Origin of the sequence: Exiguobacterium sp. ZOR0005 (assembly GCF_000798975.1) — a bacterium.
Classification (GTDB): domain Bacteria; phylum Bacillota; class Bacilli; order Exiguobacteriales; family Exiguobacteriaceae; genus Exiguobacterium; species Exiguobacterium aurantiacum.
Map to the genome: position 1 here is coordinate 23,765 of NZ_JTLB01000007.1, position 17,390 is coordinate 41,154.

Here is a 17,390-nt window from a genome sequence, read left to right on the forward strand (position 1 = left end):
CTCGTCAGGGCAGTGGTCATCCATCAATCGATCGCTTTCGCTTGCTTCATCACATCGCGTTCAATCGCTTCACGTTTTGCCGTCGTCTTCTCGGCACTATCCGCGTGAACGCTGAAATAGAACTTGATTTTCGGTTCGGTCCCAGATGGGCGGAGGCAGAACCATGAGCCATCCTCAAAGATGAATTTGAGCACGTTCGAAGACGGCAAGTCGATCGCCTCCGACTCGTTTTGGCGAAGGTCGGTCGCGACTTGTTTCCTATAGTCTTCGAAACGGACGACTTCGTAACCACCGACTTCTTGCGGCGGGTTCGCTCGGAACGCTTCCATCATCCGGCCGATTTGCTCAAGTCCAGCTTTCCCTTTGAGCGTCATCGACTGGAGCGACTCCTCATAGAAGCCATACTTCTCATAGACGGCTTGGAGCGCGTCGTAAAGGGTGCGTCCGTGCTGTTTATGGAAGGCTGCCATCTCCGCTCCAAGAAGACACGCCTGAACGGCATCTTTATCGCGACAGAAATCACCGATCAAATAACCGTAGCTCTCTTCGTAACCGAACAAGAACTCGTATTCTCCTGACTCCTCGTACTGCTTGATTTTCTCCCCGATAAATTTGAAGCCGGTGAGCGTGTTCTCAAGATGGACACCGTACGCCTTCGCGATGGCCGCCCCGAGTTCAGACGTGACGATCGTCTTGGCGACAAACCCATTCGTCGGGAGCGTACCGGTCTCCACTTTTTGTGACAAAATGTAGTCCATGAGGAGCGCACCCGTCTGGTTGCCCGTTAAGACGAACCATTCGCCATTCCGATCACGGACCGTGAAGCCGACGCGGTCGGCATCCGGGTCCGTCGCCATTAAAAGATCGGCCTCTACGCGGTCACCGTATTGCATGGCGAGCTCGAACGCGGCCCGTTCTTCCGGGTTCGGGTAACTGACCGTTGGGAACGCACCGTCTGGCTCGGCTTGTTCTTCAACGATTGTCACGTGCTCGAAGCCATACGCCTTGAGTCCTTCCATGACGGGGCGACGGCCGGTGCCGTGGAGTGGTGAAAAGACGATTTTGAGCGGATCTCCTTGGACGTCGTGATGGATGCGAATCGACTGTAACGCGTCCATATAGGCCGCGTCGACGGATGAATCGACCGTCACGAGCGTGCCGTCTGAACGAAGGCCCGCCTCTTCTTTCACTTCAATCAACAGTTCGTCTTCAATCGCATTGACGTATGAGACGAGTTCGTCGGCTTCTGCCGGCGGCAACTGTCCGCCGTCCGCACCGTATACTTTGAAACCATTGTATTCTGGAGGATTGTGGCTCGCCGTAATGACGATCCCACCAAAGGCGTGCAAGTGACGCACCGCAAACGATAGCTCTGGCGTCGCTCGGAGGCTCGGGAACAAGTACGTCTTAATCCCGTTCGAAGCGAGCGTCCGTGCCGCCTCGAGCGCGAACTCTGGTGAGAAGTGACGGGAGTCGTGCGCGATGACGACACCGTGACGTTTCGCCTCTTCGCCAGAAGCGGCGATGAAATCGGCGAACCCTTTTGAAGCTTTCCGAATCGTATAGATGTTCATCCGATTGGCCCCAGGCCCGATTTCGCCACGCATTCCGCCCGTCCCGAATTCGAGCGTCTTATAGAAGGCGTCTTCGAGTGACGTATCATCTTTCGCCATCTCCTCGAGCTCGACCCGAAGATGCGGCTCGAGCGCCTCGTGTTGTTTCCACCGTTCATACGTTTGTTGCCATGCCATGGTTAGTTCCCCTTTCGACATTTAAAATTCAATCGAAGTACTCGCCAATTTGTTCCATCTTGTATAGGATGGAAGTAACGAAACTTCGAGGTGATTCTATGTTCCCAACTATGCGTGCCCAAGAATTGAAACAGATCGTCCACACGGATTCGATTCGCTTTATCGATTGCCGCTATTCCCTGAACGACGCTTCCTACGGGAAGTACGTGTATCGTCAAGGCCATCTCCCGAACGCGGTCTTTCTCGATTTGATGGAAGACTTGTCTGGTCCCGTTGAAGAGCACGGGGGCCGCCACCCGCTCCCTTCGAAAGAAGCATGGACGGCGACGCTCCGTCGCATCGGGATTCAAGAAGACGATTTAATTATCATTTACGACGACGGGTTCCCATACGCCGCGCGCGCCTGGTGGCTCTTCAAATGGGCCGGACATGAGCGCGTCGTTGTGCTCGAAGGCGGGATTCAAGCCGGTATCACATACTGTGGCGAGACGACGACAGAGATCCCGAACTATCCGGCGTCTGACTATGTCCCTCAATTCCAAGACGAGATGATTGCCACGATCGAAGACGTGAAGGCCGCACGTACGGCAGAGCTGTATGACTCCCGCACGGCCGACCGTTTCGACGGCAGCCACGAACCGATTGACCACAAGGCAGGACATATTCCGAACGCCCTCCTCTGTTCATATGCTGACGCCGTCACGGATCTCGGCACGTTGCAAGACTTTCATGATTTGAAAGAGCTTTACGTTGACGTGCTCGATGTCCCGAACCCAATCTTTTACTGCGGGAGCGGGGTCACCGCCTGTGTCAACATCTTAGCGTTACACGCCCTCGGCAAAGATGATGTCCGTCTTTACCCCGGCTCTTATTCTGACTGGATCTCTTATCCAGAAAACGAGGTCCACCCATAACGGGTGGATCTCGTTTTTTATTTCACGCTCGTCGGTTTGATGTTCCAAACCGCGTTCGCGTATTCCGTGATGGTCCGGTCGCTCGAGAAGATTCCCGATTTGGCCGTGTTGACGATTGAACTCTCGGCCCAACGCGCCTTATCGGCGAACACTTCCCCGGCCCGACGCTGTGCCTGCATATAGGAGGCGAAGTCTTTCAAGACGAGGAAATCGTCGTTGTAGACGAGCAGCGAATCAAAGATCGCCTGGAATTGATACTCACCGACCTTATCGAACGTTCCGTTGACGAGACCGTCGACGACATCACGTATTTCTTGGTTCGCATGATAGATGTCCGCCGCATGATAACCGCCGAACTTCTTGTAGTTCATGACTTCTTGCGGCGTCAAGCCGAAGATGAAGATATGGTCATCTCCGACCGCATCTCGAATCTCGATGTTCGCCCCATCGAGCGTCCCGATCGTGAGCGCACCGTTCATCATGAACTTCATGTTGCCGGTCCCTGACGCTTCGTAGCTCGCCGTCGAGATTTGCTCGCTCACATCAGAGCCTGGGAAGATTCGTTCTGCCATGGAGACGCGATAGTTCTCAAGGAAGACGATCTTAATGAACTGGCTCGCCCGTTTATCGTGATTGATCATCGTCGCGAGAGCGTTGATGTAACGGATGACTTCTTTCGCATAGTAGTATCCAGGTGCCGCTTTCGCACCGAAGATGAACGTCCGCGGTACCATTGTGAACGTCGGGTCCGCTTTGATCTTTTGATAGAGGGCATGAATGTGGAGCGCATTCATAAGCTGACGCTTGTAGGCGTGCAGCCGTTTCACTTGAACGTCAAAAATCGAGTTCGGATCGACGGTGATGCCCGTCTCGTCTTGAATATATGACGCCAAATCGAGTTTGTTCTGTTGCTTCACGTCCATGACCTGTTCTTGGAAGCTCGCGTCTTTCGAGAAGCCCATCAACTTCTCTAAGTCGTTCGGATGTTCAATCCACGATGGGCCGACCGCGTCCGTGATCAAGTTCGAGAGGCGTGGGTTGGACTTGAGTAACCAACGACGGTGCGTGATCCCGTTCGTCTTGTTGTTGAAGCGAAGCGGGAACATCTCGTACAAATGACGCATCTCGCGTTGCTTCAATATATCGGTATGGATTTGGGCGACACCGTTCGTCGAGTGTGAACCGACGACAGCCAAGTTCGCCATATTGATGTGCGCGTTCGAGACGATGGCGATATCCCCCATATGCGGCTCGAGGTGCGGGTAGTTGACGAGCACGTCGCGACAGAAACGGCGGTTGATTTCTTCAATGATCTGATAGATGCGCGGCAATAACCGTTCATACATCTCGACCGGCCACTTCTCAAGCGCTTCGGCGAGAAGTGTATGGTTCGTGAACGACATGACACTTTTCGTCACACGCCATGCTTCTTCCCATCCATAGCCGTGCTCATCCATCAAGATGCGCATTAATTCTGGAATCGCGACGACCGGGTGCGTGTCGTTGATGTGGACGGCGTAATGGTCACCTAGATGTTTAAGCGATTTGTTATGACGGAGATATGAGGCAATCATCGATTGGATGCCCGCCGACACGAAGAAGTATTGTTGTTTCAGGCGCAGCACTTTTCCTTCGTACGTCGTGTCATCCGGATAAAGGAATTCAGAAATCGTCGCAATCGACTGCTTATATTTGAGCAAGTCTTTGTATGACCCTTTCGTCCGTTCCATATACTCCTCATCGTCGTAAGGCGATTCGGCGTTCCATAGACGGAGTGTGTTGACGACATCATTTTTGTAACCGATGACCGGCATATCGTACGGGACGGCCCGGACGACTTCGTCCGGATGATGGACGACACGCAGACGGTCGCCGATTTGTCTCATTTCAATCCAGCCACCGAAGTTGACGTCGATTGCACGATCGGCACGGCGCGTCTCCCACATGTTGCCGTCTCGAAGCCAATTGTCCGGGAGTTCGACTTGATAGCCGTCGACGATCTTTTGTTTGAACAACCCATAGCGATAACGAATCCCGTTCCCATGCCCTGGCAAACTGAGTGCGGCGAGCGAGTCAAGGAAGCATGCGGCCAACCGACCGAGGCCCCCGTTCCCAAGGCCAGGTTCCGGCTCGAACTCGGTGATTTCCGTGAAATCAAACCCGAGCTCCTCGAGCCCTTCTTGGACGACTTCTAACACATCCATGCTGAGCAAGTTGTTGTATAAAAAACGCCCCAACAAAAACTCAAGCGAGAAATAGATGACTTGCTTACTTTGCTTCTCTTCTTGCTTGTCGCGCGTGTTAATCCACTTCGGGATTGCCTGCTCACGCACTATCGTAGCCAACGTCTGATACACTTCCTGCTCGGTCCCTTCCTTGAACGATTTCCCGTTTAAGGCGACGAATCGGTCTTTGAACAAAGTGACGAAGCTCTGTTTGTCTGTGAACATATAAGTGTAAAACTCCTTCCAGTCATGCGAATAAGTGATATAACTCACGGTATTGCTTCGCGGATTGTTTCCAGCTGAAGTCCGTCGTCATCGCTTGATGGACAAGGGCGTTCCAATTGTTTTGGTCGTAGAAGACGCGAATCGATTTCTCGATCGTCGCGAGCATCTCATGGGCGTTATAGTTCAAGAACCCAAACCCGGTCCCTTCTTGCGTGTACTCGTTATACGGTTTGACCGTGTCACGAAGCCCGCCTGTCTCGCGTACGATCGGAAGCGTCCCGTAACGCATCGAAATCAATTGGCTGAGCCCGCACGGCTCAAATCGTGACGGCATGAGGAATGCGTCCGAACCGGCGTAAATCAAGTGAGCGAGTTCGATGTCGAAGCCGATGTACGACCCGACCTTGCCAGGATGCGACGCCGTCATGTGATGGACGATGCCCTCATACTCGGGTTGACCCGATCCGAGGAACACGAACTGACAGTCCAAGTTACCGAGCTCTTCACTCACCGCTTCAATCAAATCAAGCCCTTTTTGTTCAACGAGACGGCTGACGAACCCGATCAACATGACATCATCACGCACTTCCAAACCGAACCGTTCCTGCAGCATACGCTTGTTGGCCAACTTTCCTTCTTTGACCGTGTCCAAGTTATACGTCTTCGCGATTCGTTTGTCCGTACTCGGATCGTTCGTCGCCAAGTCGAGACCGTTCAAAATTCCCCGGACGTCGACGGCTCGGTGACGAAGCGCCGCATCAAGCCCTTCTCCGTAATACGGCTCCATGATTTCATCACGATATGACGGACTGACCGTCGTGATTTGATCGGAATGGACGATGCCCGCCTTCATATAGTTGACGAGACCGTTATGTTGAATCCCTTCCGCCGTGAAGTGTTCGGGTCCGAACTGCAACAGCTCTCCGAGGACAGCTTCCGGGAAGATTCCTTGGTACTGCAAGTTATGGATTGTGAAGACGGTACGGATCCGTTGATACGCCTCGATATGTTGATAGTGGATCCGCAAGAACGCCGGGACGACGCCGGTCTGCCAGTCGTGACAATGCAACACGTCCGGGACCTCGTCGACTTTGCCGATCATCTCAAGGACGGCACGTGAGAAGAACGCGAACCGCTCGGCATCATCGTAGTGCCCATAGAGCACGCCTTCACGCTTAAAATAATATTCGTTATCGATAAAGTAGTAGGTGATGCCGTCCCGTTCGAGCTTAAGGACCGCACCGAACTGTTTGCGCCATCCGACAGGGACGATCAAATCAAACATATATTCCATCTCGTCGACGTACTCCTGTGCAATCGAGCCATACTTCGGCATGACGACACTGACGTCCTCACCAAGGCTAGACACCGCTTGAGGGAGCGAGCCGATGACATCGGCAAGCCCCCCCGTCTTCATGAACGGTGCCGCTTCTGAAGCGACATACCATATTTTCATAATATCCTCCTTCACACCGTTGTCCGTTTTCCGATGACGATCGGCTCGTCGACCGTCCCGCGAATGACCTGTCCGCGTTTCACGACCACTTCTTTGTCTAAAATGGCGTTCTCGACGACAGCGCCTTCTTCAATGATGGACTTGGATAAAATGATTGAATTTTTAATGCGGGCGTGCTCACTGACGACGACCCCGCGGAAGAGAATACTGTTCTGGACTTCTCCGCTAATTTTACATCCGTTCGCGACGAGCGCTTCATTCACTTTCGACCCTTTCAAATAGCGGGTCGGCGGTTCATGCTTGATCTTCGTGTAAATGTGCGGGAAGTCATAGATGATGCCTTCCTGACGAAGTAGGCGCATACTTTCATTGTAGTATGAAAGGACGGAATGAATCACTTGCATTTTCCCAGTATAGTGATAACCGTGAACGTGGAGACGATGGAGTTGGGGACGAATGACGCCATCCAACAAGTCGTATTCCCCTCTAGCCGTCGCTTCATCGACGAGGCGGAGGAACAAGTTTTTCGACATGATGATCGTCTCCGTGTATGCGTACTCGTCGGCCGGGCTGAAGCCGCGTTCCGAGATGCCGACGACGCGGTCGTTCTCGCCGAGACGAATCGGACGGCAGTAGCCGCATTTTTGCTCGTGACCGGTATACGCGAGCGTGATGTCCGCACCCATCTCTTTATGATGGTCGAGCATGTCTTGGAAATCGATCGTCGTCAAGACGTTCGATCCTGTGATGACGACGTACGGTTGCTTGCTGCGCACAAAATGCTCGCGGTGTATCGAGAAGTTGGCCAAATCACCCAAGTAAGCTTCGCCGTCTGGTTTCAGCGCCGGTGGGAAGATGTGGAGGCCCCCTTGTGAACGGTCGAGGTCCCACTCTTTCCCAGATCCGAGGTGGTCCATTAACGAGCGATACTTATCGAGCGTGTATATCCCGACTTGGTTGATCCCTTGTGTGATCATGTTCGTCAAAGTAAAGTCAATGAGTCGATAACGTCCTGAGAACGGCACGGCCGCTAAATTGCGATGTCCCGTAAACTCTGGAAACAGTCCTTCTTCGGTCCCTAAGTTGATGACCCCTAACAAATCATTCGTCAACAGTAACGCCTCCTTGCGTCGGTCTTTTTTTAGTTCAAGCACGTTGTTTGAATACTGTGCCGCTCTGGATATTTTCATGTGGTTCAATGACAACGATCTCACCACCCGGCTCGCCGATTGTTGCCCCGTCCTCGATGACGGCACAGCTTGCGACGATGGCACGATGAATCGTTACATCTTTGCCGATGCGTGCTCCCGGCATAATGACAGAGTCTTTAACGAGCGACCCTTCGCCGACACGGACGTCGTAGAACAAGACGGAGTGTTGGACTTCTCCTTCGATTTGACAACCTTCGTTAACGACCGACTGTTCGACACAGGCGTCTTTTCCGATGAACTGCGGCGTCTGGTTCGGGTTGACCGAATACATCTTCCAGTTCGGGTCGTACAAATCGAACGGCGGATCTTCTTCGAGCAGGTCCATGTTCGCTTCCCAAAGTGATTGAATCGTACCGACATCTTTCCAGTAGCCCTTGAACTTGTAGGCGAAGACGTTTAAACCGTCGAGGAGCGTGTTCGGAATGATGTTCTTCCCGAAGTCAAAGCTTGACGTCTCATCTTCTGCATCTTGGATCAAGTGCTCCCGCAGCACTTTCCAGTTGAAGATGTAGATGCCCATCGAAGCCAAGTTGCTTTTCGGCTTTTCCGGTTTCTCATCGAACTCATTGATGCGAAGATCGTCACTCGTGTTCAAAATCCCGAAGCGTGGCGCTTCGTCCCATGGTACTTCCATAACCGAGATTGTGACGTCCGCATTTTTCTCTTTGTGGAAATCAAGCATCTTCTCGTAGTCCATCTTATAAATATGGTCACCCGACAAAATCAAGACGTACTCCGGATCGTAATCATCGATGTAGCTCAAGTTCCGGTAAATCGCGTTCGCCGTACCTTCATACCAGTTCTTCCCCGATTGTGCCTGGTATGGGGGCAAGATGGCCAAGCCTCCGTTACGACGATCTAAATCCCAAGCCGAACCGATGCCGAGATAACGGTTCAATTCAAGCGGTTCATATTGTGTCAACACGCCGACTGTCGTAATTCCCGAATTCGTACAGTTCGATAAAGGGAAATCGATGATTCGGTACTTCCCTCCAAAGTGGACAGCCGGTTTCGCTGTCTTGCGCGTGAGGGGCCCGAGTCTCTTCCCTTCTCCGCCCGCGAGGAGCATCGCAACCATTTCTTGCTTCATAGTACAGCCTCCTAAATTCATAATATAAACCTCTATTACCCTTTTTCCTTTTTCGCTGTTTCCTAATGTATTCCTGCCCAAATTATTATATGATAACGTTTACATTTTGAATTTAATTGAAAGATTGACGATATAATGAATGAAGAGAGAGGTGAAACGATGCGCGCATGGATTGGAACACTATTTTTCGCCGGACTGACCGCTGTCGGGTTTACGGTGAGCGGGGCTTTAAAAGAAGAGATTGAACAAGCAAAAACGATTGTCGCCTGGGGGGAAGAGACCGTCGACACAGAGCCGCTCTCGACAAAGCACGCCGTCACGCTTGCCTATAAAGGCGGGACGGAAGCGCTCTACTTGAGCGGCCGGCGAGACGACGTCTCGGTCGACGGGCTCCCGGACCATATCCGTGACGCCATCATCGTCATCGAAGACCGGAAGTTCAACGCCCATCCCGGCTACGATCTCGGCGGCATCGCCCGGGCGTTCATCAACAACGCCAACGAGTCATCGATGCAAGGAGGGAGCACGATTACCCAACAATTGGCGCGGAACGTTTACTTGACGCACGAGCGGACGTACGAGCGAAAAGTGAAAGAATTGATGATCGCCCGGGCGCTCGAGAAAAATTATAGTAAGAAAGAAATTATTACCGCATACAGCAACGTCATCTTCTTCGGTCATAACGTGTACGGCATCCAGTCAGCGGCTGACACGTACTTCAATCGCCCGCTCGAGGATTTAAATTGGAATCAAATCGCATACTTGTTGACAGTCCCGAACAATCCATCTTTATACAACCCGCTCGAACCGTCGTCTGCATTTTACGAGCGGAAAGACCGGATTTTGACACAACTGAAAGATGCCGGAGTGTTGTCAGCACAAGCGTATGACGCGTCGTACGGTGTGAAGCTGAAAGCCACCTACAAACAGCATGAAATTCGGTACCCGGATTACATGGACGCGGTCATTAAAGACGCGGTTCGGCTCGTAAGAACCCGCTACGACCTTGACGAAGAAGGAGCCCGTAACTATTTGGCGAGCCATCAAGCGACGATTGAGACGTATTTATCTGTCTCGCGCCAGACGAAAGCGAAGCGTGAGCTGAGCCGGTTGCCTGCAGGCGTGAACGGCGGTTACGCTGAACTGACGCCGAACGGGCGCATCGTCGCCCTCGTCGATTCGGAGATGACAAAGAGCGGGGAGTTCAACCGGGCGACACAGGCGTTCCGCCAACCTGGTTCGGCCATCAAGCCGATCGTCGTCTTCGCCCCGTTCATCGAAGAGACGAACGCGACACTAGAGACCGTCCTTGATGGAAGACCGGCCTGCTACGGCACGTATTGCCCGACGAACAGCGGCAACCGTGTACTCGGTGACGTGACACTCCGTGATACGGTCGCCTACTCGTTCAACACCCCGGCGCTCGCGGCGTTCTCCGTGATCGACCAAGATGCCGCCTACGCCACGGCCGACTTGATGTTCAGCCAGTGGGACAAAGAGAGCGACAACAGCATGGCGAGCGCCCTCGGCGGTTTGACACAAGGGGTGTCGCCGAAAGAACTAGCTGCCGCCTATACGCCGTTTCTTAACGGCGGCGTGTACGTATCAGGACAGACGATCAAGGAAATCCGGTTCGGTTCTGGTGCCCCGACGCTCACGCCAGGCGTGACGAAACAGGCCGTCTGGTCAGAAGAGACGGCGGCAACGATGCGACAAGCGTTATCTGCCGTCACGTCGTATGGGACCGGGCGCTATGCAGGGCAAATCAAACGTCCGTACGTCGGCGGCAAGACCGGTACGACGAACGCCCACAAAGATATGTGGTACGTCGGGTTGACCGATGAGACGATCACCGCCATCTGGCTCGGTGCGGACACACCGCGTCCGTTCCCCGAGCTTGCCAATCGAGCCTACCCCGCCATCGTTTGGACGGAGGCACATCGTTAAAAGGTCAGGGACAAGCGTCCCTGACCTTTGTTTATAAGATGATGTCCCCAACCGAGTTGAACAACCGAAGCAACGCCCACGCCAAGCCACTTAACAACAGCGCCCACATCATCGCTTGAATGAGCAAGAGCCCAATCGCCCGAAACGTCGACATCAACTGGCTGACTTGCCATATATAATAGAACAAATAGAGTACGAACGTGCCGAGCAAAACGCCGATGGCGGCGAGCAGCGAGTTTAAAAACAAGAAACTGACCCCTGACCCGACGAGGAAAATCGTCGCCCCCGGCTTCAACCGATGGAGCGAGCTACCGTTCGTCTCACGAGCAAAGAAGGCGAAGCCAAGCTGATTGAACGTGTCAGCGACAAGCTTGAACGCACTAAACAGCATGAAGTATATCGTGAAAAAGACGACGAGGACGAGCACTTTCGTCTCTTGTACTGATAATAAGGCGATGATTTCACTGTACACACCGACACGAGTCATCCATGCGATGACGTATTCACTCGTCGCGATGGCGAGTGACATCGAGAACAAGATGATGCCGATCAACGGGGCATAGCTCAACAAGTACACATTCGTTTTCATAGGGAGGCTCCAATTTCACATTTATTTCTCATATTCAGTGCAAATCTAATATCAAGTATATTATAATATTTGTAGTCATGGAGAACAAAAGGGGGATTTTCGGATGGGTTTATTATTGATGATGGCAGTCAGCGTCGTCTTCCTCGCCGCGATTTTTACAGCAGGATACAACAGAAAGCCAGAAGGTAACCAATAAGAGCCGAGATTCTCACGAATCCGGCTCTTTTTTTATGTCCTGAGCAAACGCTCCACGTGTGAAGTTTTTCAAAGCGATGAGTACGACTTTATTTCAATCCCGCATATCCTTGTTGGCGAAGCGCCTCATAGACGATGATGGCCGCCGTATTCGACACGTTGAGCGAGCGGACGAGGTTCGATTGCGGGAGACGGATACAACGGTCGAGGTTGTTCTCGATCACTTCCATCGGCAACCCTTTCGTCTCGCGTCCAAAGACGAAGAAGTAGTCTTTGTCGACGACTGAGACGTCGAGGTCGCTCGGGTACTGTTCCCCGTATTTTGTGATATAGAAGAACTCCCCGTCCGGATGCTGCTCCCACAACTCTTCGAGCGAATCGTGATAGCGGACGTCGACGAACTGCCAATAGTCGAGACCGGCCCGCTTTAACATCTTGTCATCCGTCGAGAAACCGAGCGGCCGAATCAAATGGAGCACCGAGTTCGTCGCCGCGCACGTCCGTGACACGTTGCCCGTGTTCGCGGGAATTTCAGGTTGAAACATGACTACATGGATTGCCATAATGAGTACCTCACTTTTGTTGTTCGATTTCAAGTAAACGTTGCTTATGCGAGAGTCCGCCGGCAAAACCGGTCAACTTGCCGTTGCTGCCGATGACACGATGACACGGAAACAAGATCGGCAACGGATTCCGATTGAGCGCTTGCCCGACGGCGCGTAACGCTTTCGGGCGTCCGATTTGTTCAGCGATTTGTTTATACGTTCGGGTCTCCCCAGACGGGATCGTCAAGAGCGCGTCCCAGACTTCATGTTGAAACGGCGTGCCGTGCATCTCGATTGACGCACGATCGGACGCCTGAAGACCGTCACGTTCGACGCGTTCCATCAAATCAACGAGCCAATCAGGCGCCGGCTCGATCGACGGTGTATCGGCGAAATCGAGCGCGACCAACTTCCCCTCTTCGTTCAGTTCGTACGATAACGGTCCCCACTTAGATGACACGGTTTTCACGTTCCCACTCCTCCCGGAAAATACGAATCTCCTCAAGCACTACTTCGGATTGTTCCTTCTGTTCGATCTCTCGATAAATCGTCTCGGCCTCTTCACCTAGAATGGCTCCGATTGCCCAAACAGCGGTCGCCCGCATATCTTCTCTCGCGTCTTCTTGAACGAACGCTTGCAACACCGGGACCGCGGACGGTTCACGATAATGTGCGAGCGCAAGGATGGCGTTTCGCTGAATCGGCTTCTTGCCGCGCCACGCTCCGGACAGATGCCCAAACTTTGTTTTAAATTCGCGGTTACTTAGTGTGAGGAGCGGTTCAAGGAGTGGCTTGACGATTTCCGCCTCCGGCAACAATTCCTCATGGTGCCGCCAATCTTTTTTGCGGTTGTACGGGCATACTTGCTGGCACGTGTCGCAGCCGTAAAGGCGTCCGCCCAGTTTCGAACGGAACTCGCGCGGCATGAGCGTCTTCATCTGCGTCAAATAGGCGATGCAGCGCTTCGCATCGAGCACCCCTGGCTCGACAAGCGCCGACGTCGGACAGGCCGTCATACACTTATCACAATCCCCACACCCGTCTTCAATCGCCTCGTCTGGCGGTAAGTACGTATCAAGGATCATCTCACCCAAATAAATGTATGAGCCTTTTTCCGGGGAAATGATGGAACAGTTCTTACCGCTGAATCCGATACCGGCCCGTTCGGCCACAGCCCGGTCGACGAGTTCTCCCGTATCCACCATTGAACGGGTCCGGACCTCGGGGACGAGTGTCTCGATATAAGCTTGAAGCTTCTCAAGGCGCGAACCGACCGCACGGTGGTAATCAAGTCCCCACGAGGCGCGGGCAAAGAGTCCTCGTCGTGAACCGGATACGCTGCGCGGCGCCTCCTTTAATTTGCTCGGGTACGCGATGGCGATGGCGATGATGGACTGGGCGTCTTCAAGCAACAACTCCGGCTTTGTCCGCTTGTCTAAATCCGGCTCCTCAAAACCTGATGCGAAGCCTTTTTCTTGTTGTTTGACGAGCCTCTGTTTCATGACGATGAACGGGTCCGCCGTCGTCACTTTCAACTCGTCGATCCCAATCGTCTGGGCGTACTCGATAATTTTTTGTTTTAACGTTTCCGGACTTAATCCGTTCATCCAATCACCTCTTCCGAGTCTATTTTCGCATACAAAAAATCTCTCCGCCACTCGGCAGAGAGATGAAGAAGCGGGTGAAGAGAATCGAACTCTCGTCATCAGCTTGGAAGGCTGAGGTTTTACCATTAAACTACACCCGCATGGTTATCATATGTTCGCCTCATCAGCGACTACAATCAATATACACCTATACTTTTATGAAGTCAATACTTATGTTGAAATTCTTTTGTTAGAATGCTTATGAACAGTTATATACCCCGATAAATCGACTGTAAATCATATTCCAATATATCGTCATGGGCGATAAAAAAAGCCTGCCGTAAATGTACGGCAGACTGTTCAAAGCGAAGACGTCTTCGGTTCTCGTAACAGGTGTTTAATGTCGCGGAACGTGACGAACGTCTTATTCTTCGCATCATATAGTTTGTAGCGAAGCGATTTCAAACTTGAGAACAACCCGATCGTCGTCGCCTTTTGCAATGGCGGTGTCATCGTATGTGCTTTTTCCAAGTTGTAGTTTGGAACGCGTGGGCTTAAGTGGTGAACGTGATGGAATCCAATATTCCCGGTCACCCACTGGAGTACTTTCGGCAACTCGTAATATGAGCTTCCTTCGATCGCGGCTTTGACGTAGTCCCATTCACTCTCGTCTTCAAAGTAAGAATCTTCGAACGTATGTTGGACGTAGAAGAGCCAGATGCCGAGAAGACCGGCCGTGAACATCGTAATGCCTTGGACGATGAGAAATGCCTGCCAACCTACGAGCGCAATCACTGCTCCATACAAGACGACGAGTGCCGCATTGATGACGTACGTATTCGTACGCTCTTTCTTACGTGCATCTTTCCGGTTGAATCGGCTCGTGATCATAATCAAATACAATGGACCGAGACCGAACATGACGAGCGGGTTGCGGTACAAACGATATTGAAGACGAGTCCACTTCGATGCTTCGAGGTACTCTTCAATCGTCATTACCCAAATATCCCCTACCCCGCGCTTATCCAAGTTCCCGCTTGAGGCATGGTGAATCGAATGCTCCCGCTTCCACTTTTCGTATGGGAATAACGTGAGCACGCCCATGATCGTACCGACGATGTTGTTCGCCTTTTTGTTTTTGAAGAACGATCCGTGCGTACAGTCATGAAATATAATAAACATCCGGACGACAAATCCTGCTGCGATGATCGCGAGTGGGATCGTCAAGAATATAGAAATACTGAGCGCTTGGTACGCTAAAAACCAAGCCACTAAAAACGGTAAGATTGTGTTGATCATTTGACGCACACTCTTCTTCACATCTGCTTTTTCAAACGGCGAGACGTGTTTGCGGAGTTGAGCAATTTTTTCTTTACTCATATTACTTTCTTCCCCCTCAACTACATATAACATTGGCTACGACTACAGTAAAATGAAACATCGCGCGATCATTACAACCGAATTATGCGCCATTTATTAACACCAGGTAATTATACCACATATAATTTATATTGTTTGATTATTTCAAATTTGGTAACAACAATTCCATTAACACTTCATTTAAAATTACATATTAATCCCTTTTATAGGATTAAAAACATAATAAGTATGATAAAATCCAATGTATGCAGTGAGGAGGAATCGCTATGAAAGATACAATGAAACGTGTGATCACACGCAAGCGACTCTTGATTTTTATGTTCACATTATTACTTCTTGTTCCATTGGCAATTGTCAGTTACACGTTCTATACGAATTTGAGCCAAGGTGTTCAAAATAAGGAATTAGAAGATGAGTACGCCGAGCGTGTACGAGAGTTACAACTCGAAGTATCCAAAGGAGATCCCTTCAATCTACGGGGAAATGCGACGAATAAGACACGTGTCGAATTAGTGGTTAGCTATGACAAAAACAAGCTCAGTCGAACGAGCCTCGTGAAAAATATGCATCTGATGACCCATCAAAAAATCTCTGCCCGCTCAAAATGGGGTGCCATCCCAATGACCGAAGAGAATATTACGGCTTCTTCTGAATATTTGACACTTCTAAAGACGCATAACAAAGTTGGACCGAACGTATATGATGAGTTGCGAACGATGCTCGAGAACTGGGAAAACGATGAATTCAGCAAAGCAGACCAAGAACAGGATCGCCTCCTCCGTTTGTTAAATGCGAATCGTGGATTCTCGAACGGGTTAGCTACGGCAGCCGAGGAAGAACTTTATATTTTGAATAACTTCGGTCCCGACTATCTGCATACACTAACTGCTATTTCGACTGCCACCCAATGAGATCGGATAATAGCAAGTACATAAAAAAGCGTTCTCGCAGGAAAGAACGCTTTTTTTGTGCAGAGAACTAACAAACGTTCTACGTGACTTGACTTTCGACAACCTCTAAACAGACGGTAGCGTTGTTTCGACTTTCCCTTTGCTTTATAATGACTCAACCCTATCAGACCTGTTAAGGTGTTTGATAAAAATCATCAAAAAAAAGACCCTAGCCTCAGCTAGGATCTACGGATACCGGTGGTCGGAGTCGAACCGACACTCCAGAGGAACACGATTTTGAGTCGTGCGCGTCTACCAATTCCGCCACACCGGCATATTATGTTGGAGGCGCCAGTCGGAATCGAACCGACGATAGAGGAGTTGCAGTCCTCTGCCTTACCACTTGGCTATGGCGCCAAATTAGATGGAGCGGAAGACGGGATTCGAACCCGCGACCCCGACCTTGGCAAGGTCGTATTCTACCACTGAACTACTTCCGCATAGTTGGCTGGGCTGGAAGGGATCGAACCTTCGCATGTCGGAATCAAAATCCGATGCCTTACCACTTGGCTACAGCCCAATAAAATGGGGCGACTGAAGGGAATTGAACCCTCGAATGCCGGAATCACAATCCGGTGCGTTAACCACTTCGCCACAATCGCCATAATAAACAGGGGCAGCAGGAATCGAACCCGCGCTGACGGTTTTGGAGACCGTAGTTCTACCGCTAAACTATGCCCCTAAGTGGTGGGGGGGGGCGGATTCGAACCGCCGAACCCGAGGGAGCGGATTTACAGTCCGCCGCGTTTAGCCACTTCGCTACCCCCCCACATGGTGGCTTTGGACGGAATCGAACCGCCGACACAAGGATTTTCAGTCCTTTGCTCTACCAACTGAGCTACAAAGCCATGTATGTAGTAATTTAATTAAAAAAATGGCGGTCCTGACGGGGGTCGAACCCGCGATCTCCTGCGTGACAGGCAGGCATGTTAACCACTACACCACAGGACCAATGGTAATTGCGGGGGCTGGATTTGAACCAACGACCTTCGGGTTATGAGCCCGACGAGCTACCAGACTGCTCCACCCCGCGACGATATAAAATATAAATGGTGACCCGTACGGGATTCGAACCCGTGTTACCGCCGTGAAAGGGCGGTGTCTTAACCGCTTGACCAACGGGCCTTGTTGTGTTGAAAAACTGGCGGAGAGCAAGGGATTCGAACCCTTGAGACGGTTTTGCCGCCTACACGAATTCCAATCGTGCTCCTTCGGCCACTCGGACAGCTCTCCAAAAAGAGAAAAGTGGCTCCGCAAGTAGGATTTGAACCTACGACCTACCGGTTAACAGCCGGTTGCTCTACCACTGAGCTATTGCGGAACGAT

13 protein-coding genes and 14 tRNA genes are annotated in these 17,390 nt (G+C 51.5%); 3 read left to right on the plus strand and 24 right to left on the minus strand.

Features of this window, described 5'->3' with window-relative positions; translation table 11 throughout:
- Positions 1 to 23: 23 nt before the first annotated feature.
- Positions 24 to 1,751, minus strand: coding sequence for a phospho-sugar mutase (locus L971_RS02900; protein WP_047374260.1), 1,728 nt, complete (start codon positions 1,749 to 1,751; stop codon positions 24 to 26).
- Between the two features lie 98 nt (positions 1,752 to 1,849).
- Here L971_RS02900 and L971_RS02905 point away from each other — a divergent pair, with 98 nt between their 5' ends.
- Positions 1,850 to 2,665 (plus strand): sulfurtransferase, encoded by an 816-nt coding sequence (locus L971_RS02905; protein WP_024372508.1) that lies wholly within the window; start codon positions 1,850 to 1,852, stop codon positions 2,663 to 2,665.
- Positions 2,666 to 2,682: 17 nt separating this feature from the next.
- Here the strand turns inward: L971_RS02905 and L971_RS02910 are convergent, their stop codons facing one another.
- The 4 genes from L971_RS02910 to L971_RS02925 are packed head-to-tail and all read right to left on the minus strand — an operon-like array spanning position 2,683 to position 8,872.
- Entirely contained in the window at positions 2,683 to 5,115 is a 2,433-nt protein-coding gene (locus tag L971_RS02910; RefSeq protein WP_024372509.1) for a glycogen/starch/alpha-glucan phosphorylase, read from the minus strand.
- Positions 5,116 to 5,137: 22 nt separating this feature from the next.
- Positions 5,138 to 6,571: a glycogen synthase GlgA gene (gene glgA, locus L971_RS02915; protein WP_024372510.1), complete on the minus strand. Its 1,434-nt coding sequence runs from the start codon at positions 6,569 to 6,571 to the stop codon at positions 5,138 to 5,140.
- 11 nt (positions 6,572 to 6,582) lie between these two features.
- Positions 6,583 to 7,683 carry a glucose-1-phosphate adenylyltransferase subunit GlgD gene (gene glgD / locus L971_RS02920; protein WP_024372511.1) on the minus strand — a complete coding sequence of 367 codons (1,101 nt, stop codon included), beginning with the start codon at positions 7,681 to 7,683 and terminating at the stop codon, positions 6,583 to 6,585.
- Positions 7,684 to 7,717: 34 nt separating this feature from the next.
- On the minus strand, positions 7,718 to 8,872 hold the full coding sequence (locus tag L971_RS02925; RefSeq protein ID WP_024372512.1) for a glucose-1-phosphate adenylyltransferase: 1,155 nt from the start codon (positions 8,870 to 8,872) through the stop codon (positions 7,718 to 7,720).
- 159 nt (positions 8,873 to 9,031) lie between these two features.
- Here L971_RS02925 and L971_RS02930 point away from each other — a divergent pair, with 159 nt between their 5' ends.
- On the plus strand, positions 9,032 to 10,819 hold the full coding sequence (locus L971_RS02930; protein WP_024372513.1) for a transglycosylase domain-containing protein: 1,788 nt from the start codon (positions 9,032 to 9,034) through the stop codon (positions 10,817 to 10,819).
- A 31-nt stretch (positions 10,820 to 10,850) separates the two neighbouring features.
- Here L971_RS02930 and L971_RS02935 read toward each other — a convergent pair whose 3' ends face one another.
- The 6 genes from L971_RS02935 to L971_RS02960 all read right to left on the minus strand — a co-directional run bounded on the left by L971_RS02935 (position 10,851) and on the right by L971_RS02960 (position 15,114).
- Positions 10,851 to 11,408: a DUF5366 family protein gene (locus tag L971_RS02935; RefSeq protein ID WP_024372514.1), complete on the minus strand. Its 558-nt coding sequence runs from the start codon at positions 11,406 to 11,408 to the stop codon at positions 10,851 to 10,853.
- Positions 11,409 to 11,692: 284 nt separating this feature from the next.
- Positions 11,693 to 12,166, minus strand: coding sequence for a tRNA (uridine(34)/cytosine(34)/5-carboxymethylaminomethyluridine(34)-2'-O)-methyltransferase TrmL (gene trmL / locus L971_RS02940; RefSeq protein ID WP_024372515.1), 474 nt, complete (start codon positions 12,164 to 12,166; stop codon positions 11,693 to 11,695).
- 10 nt (positions 12,167 to 12,176) lie between these two features.
- A complete protein-coding gene (locus L971_RS02945) occupies positions 12,177 to 12,617 on the minus strand; it encodes a methylated-DNA--[protein]-cysteine S-methyltransferase (protein WP_024372516.1) in 441 nt (146 codons plus the stop codon).
- Positions 12,598 to 13,755, minus strand: a complete 1,158-nt coding sequence (gene queG / locus L971_RS02950; protein WP_024372517.1) for a tRNA epoxyqueuosine(34) reductase QueG — start codon at positions 13,753 to 13,755, stop codon at positions 12,598 to 12,600. Before queG ends, L971_RS02945 begins: the two co-directional genes overlap by 20 nt.
- 69 nt (positions 13,756 to 13,824) lie before the next feature.
- Positions 13,825 to 13,895, minus strand: a tRNA-Gly gene (locus tag L971_RS02955).
- A 199-nt stretch (positions 13,896 to 14,094) separates the two neighbouring features.
- Entirely contained in the window at positions 14,095 to 15,114 is a 1,020-nt protein-coding gene (locus L971_RS02960) for a fatty acid desaturase (protein WP_024372518.1), read from the minus strand.
- A gap of 266 nt (positions 15,115 to 15,380) precedes the next feature.
- On the opposite strand from L971_RS02960, the gene L971_RS02965 reads away from it, so the two are divergent.
- A complete protein-coding gene (locus L971_RS02965) occupies positions 15,381 to 16,025 on the plus strand; it encodes a DUF6241 domain-containing protein (RefSeq protein WP_024372519.1) in 645 nt (214 codons plus the stop codon).
- Between the two features lie 232 nt (positions 16,026 to 16,257).
- Here the strand turns inward: L971_RS02965 and L971_RS02970 are convergent.
- From L971_RS02970 to L971_RS03030, 13 genes are all read right to left on the minus strand, one after another.
- Positions 16,258 to 16,338: transfer RNA gene (locus L971_RS02970), tRNA-Leu, on the minus strand.
- A 9-nt stretch (positions 16,339 to 16,347) separates the two neighbouring features.
- A tRNA-Cys gene (locus L971_RS02975) sits at positions 16,348 to 16,421 on the minus strand.
- Positions 16,422 to 16,429: 8 nt separating this feature from the next.
- Positions 16,430 to 16,504: transfer RNA gene (locus L971_RS02980), tRNA-Gly, on the minus strand.
- Positions 16,505 to 16,509: 5 nt separating this feature from the next.
- Positions 16,510 to 16,584 (minus strand) — tRNA-Gln (locus L971_RS02985).
- A gap of 6 nt (positions 16,585 to 16,590) precedes the next feature.
- A tRNA-His gene (locus L971_RS02990) sits at positions 16,591 to 16,666 on the minus strand.
- A 9-nt stretch (positions 16,667 to 16,675) separates the two neighbouring features.
- Positions 16,676 to 16,746 (minus strand) — tRNA-Trp (locus tag L971_RS02995).
- A 3-nt stretch (positions 16,747 to 16,749) separates the two neighbouring features.
- Positions 16,750 to 16,833 (minus strand) — tRNA-Tyr (locus L971_RS03000).
- Positions 16,834 to 16,836: 3 nt separating this feature from the next.
- Positions 16,837 to 16,912, minus strand: a tRNA-Phe gene (locus L971_RS03005).
- Between the two features lie 27 nt (positions 16,913 to 16,939).
- Positions 16,940 to 17,015 (minus strand) — tRNA-Asp (locus tag L971_RS03010).
- Positions 17,016 to 17,023: 8 nt separating this feature from the next.
- Positions 17,024 to 17,097 (minus strand) — tRNA-Met (locus L971_RS03015).
- Positions 17,098 to 17,114: 17 nt separating this feature from the next.
- Positions 17,115 to 17,189, minus strand: a tRNA-Glu gene (locus tag L971_RS03020).
- 17 nt (positions 17,190 to 17,206) lie between these two features.
- Positions 17,207 to 17,297: transfer RNA gene (locus tag L971_RS03025), tRNA-Ser, on the minus strand.
- A gap of 13 nt (positions 17,298 to 17,310) precedes the next feature.
- A tRNA-Asn gene (locus tag L971_RS03030) sits at positions 17,311 to 17,385 on the minus strand.
- Between the last annotated feature and the right edge of the window lie 5 nt (positions 17,386 to 17,390).

Coding starts and splice junctions, on each gene's coding strand:
- L971_RS02900 (WP_047374260.1), bottom strand. CDS start 1,751: ATGGCATGGCAACAAACGTATGAACGGTGGAAACAACACGAGGCGCTC.
- L971_RS02905 (WP_024372508.1), top strand. CDS start 1,850: ATGTTCCCAACTATGCGTGCCCAAGAATTGAAACAGATCGTCCACACG.
- L971_RS02910 (WP_024372509.1), bottom strand. CDS start 5,115: ATGTTCACAGACAAACAGAGCTTCGTCACTTTGTTCAAAGACCGATTC.
- glgA (WP_024372510.1), bottom strand. CDS start 6,571: ATGAAAATATGGTATGTCGCTTCAGAAGCGGCACCGTTCATGAAGACG.
- L971_RS02925 (WP_024372512.1), bottom strand. CDS start 8,872: ATGAAGCAAGAAATGGTTGCGATGCTCCTCGCGGGCGGAGAAGGGAAG.
- L971_RS02930 (WP_024372513.1), top strand. CDS start 9,032: ATGCGCGCATGGATTGGAACACTATTTTTCGCCGGACTGACCGCTGTC.
- L971_RS02935 (WP_024372514.1), bottom strand. CDS start 11,408: ATGAAAACGAATGTGTACTTGTTGAGCTATGCCCCGTTGATCGGCATC.
- trmL (WP_024372515.1), bottom strand. CDS start 12,166: ATGGCAATCCATGTAGTCATGTTTCAACCTGAAATTCCCGCGAACACG.
- queG (WP_024372517.1), bottom strand. CDS start 13,755: ATGAACGGATTAAGTCCGGAAACGTTAAAACAAAAAATTATCGAGTAC.
- L971_RS02960 (WP_024372518.1), bottom strand. CDS start 15,114: ATGAGTAAAGAAAAAATTGCTCAACTCCGCAAACACGTCTCGCCGTTT.
- L971_RS02965 (WP_024372519.1), top strand. CDS start 15,381: ATGAAAGATACAATGAAACGTGTGATCACACGCAAGCGACTCTTGATT.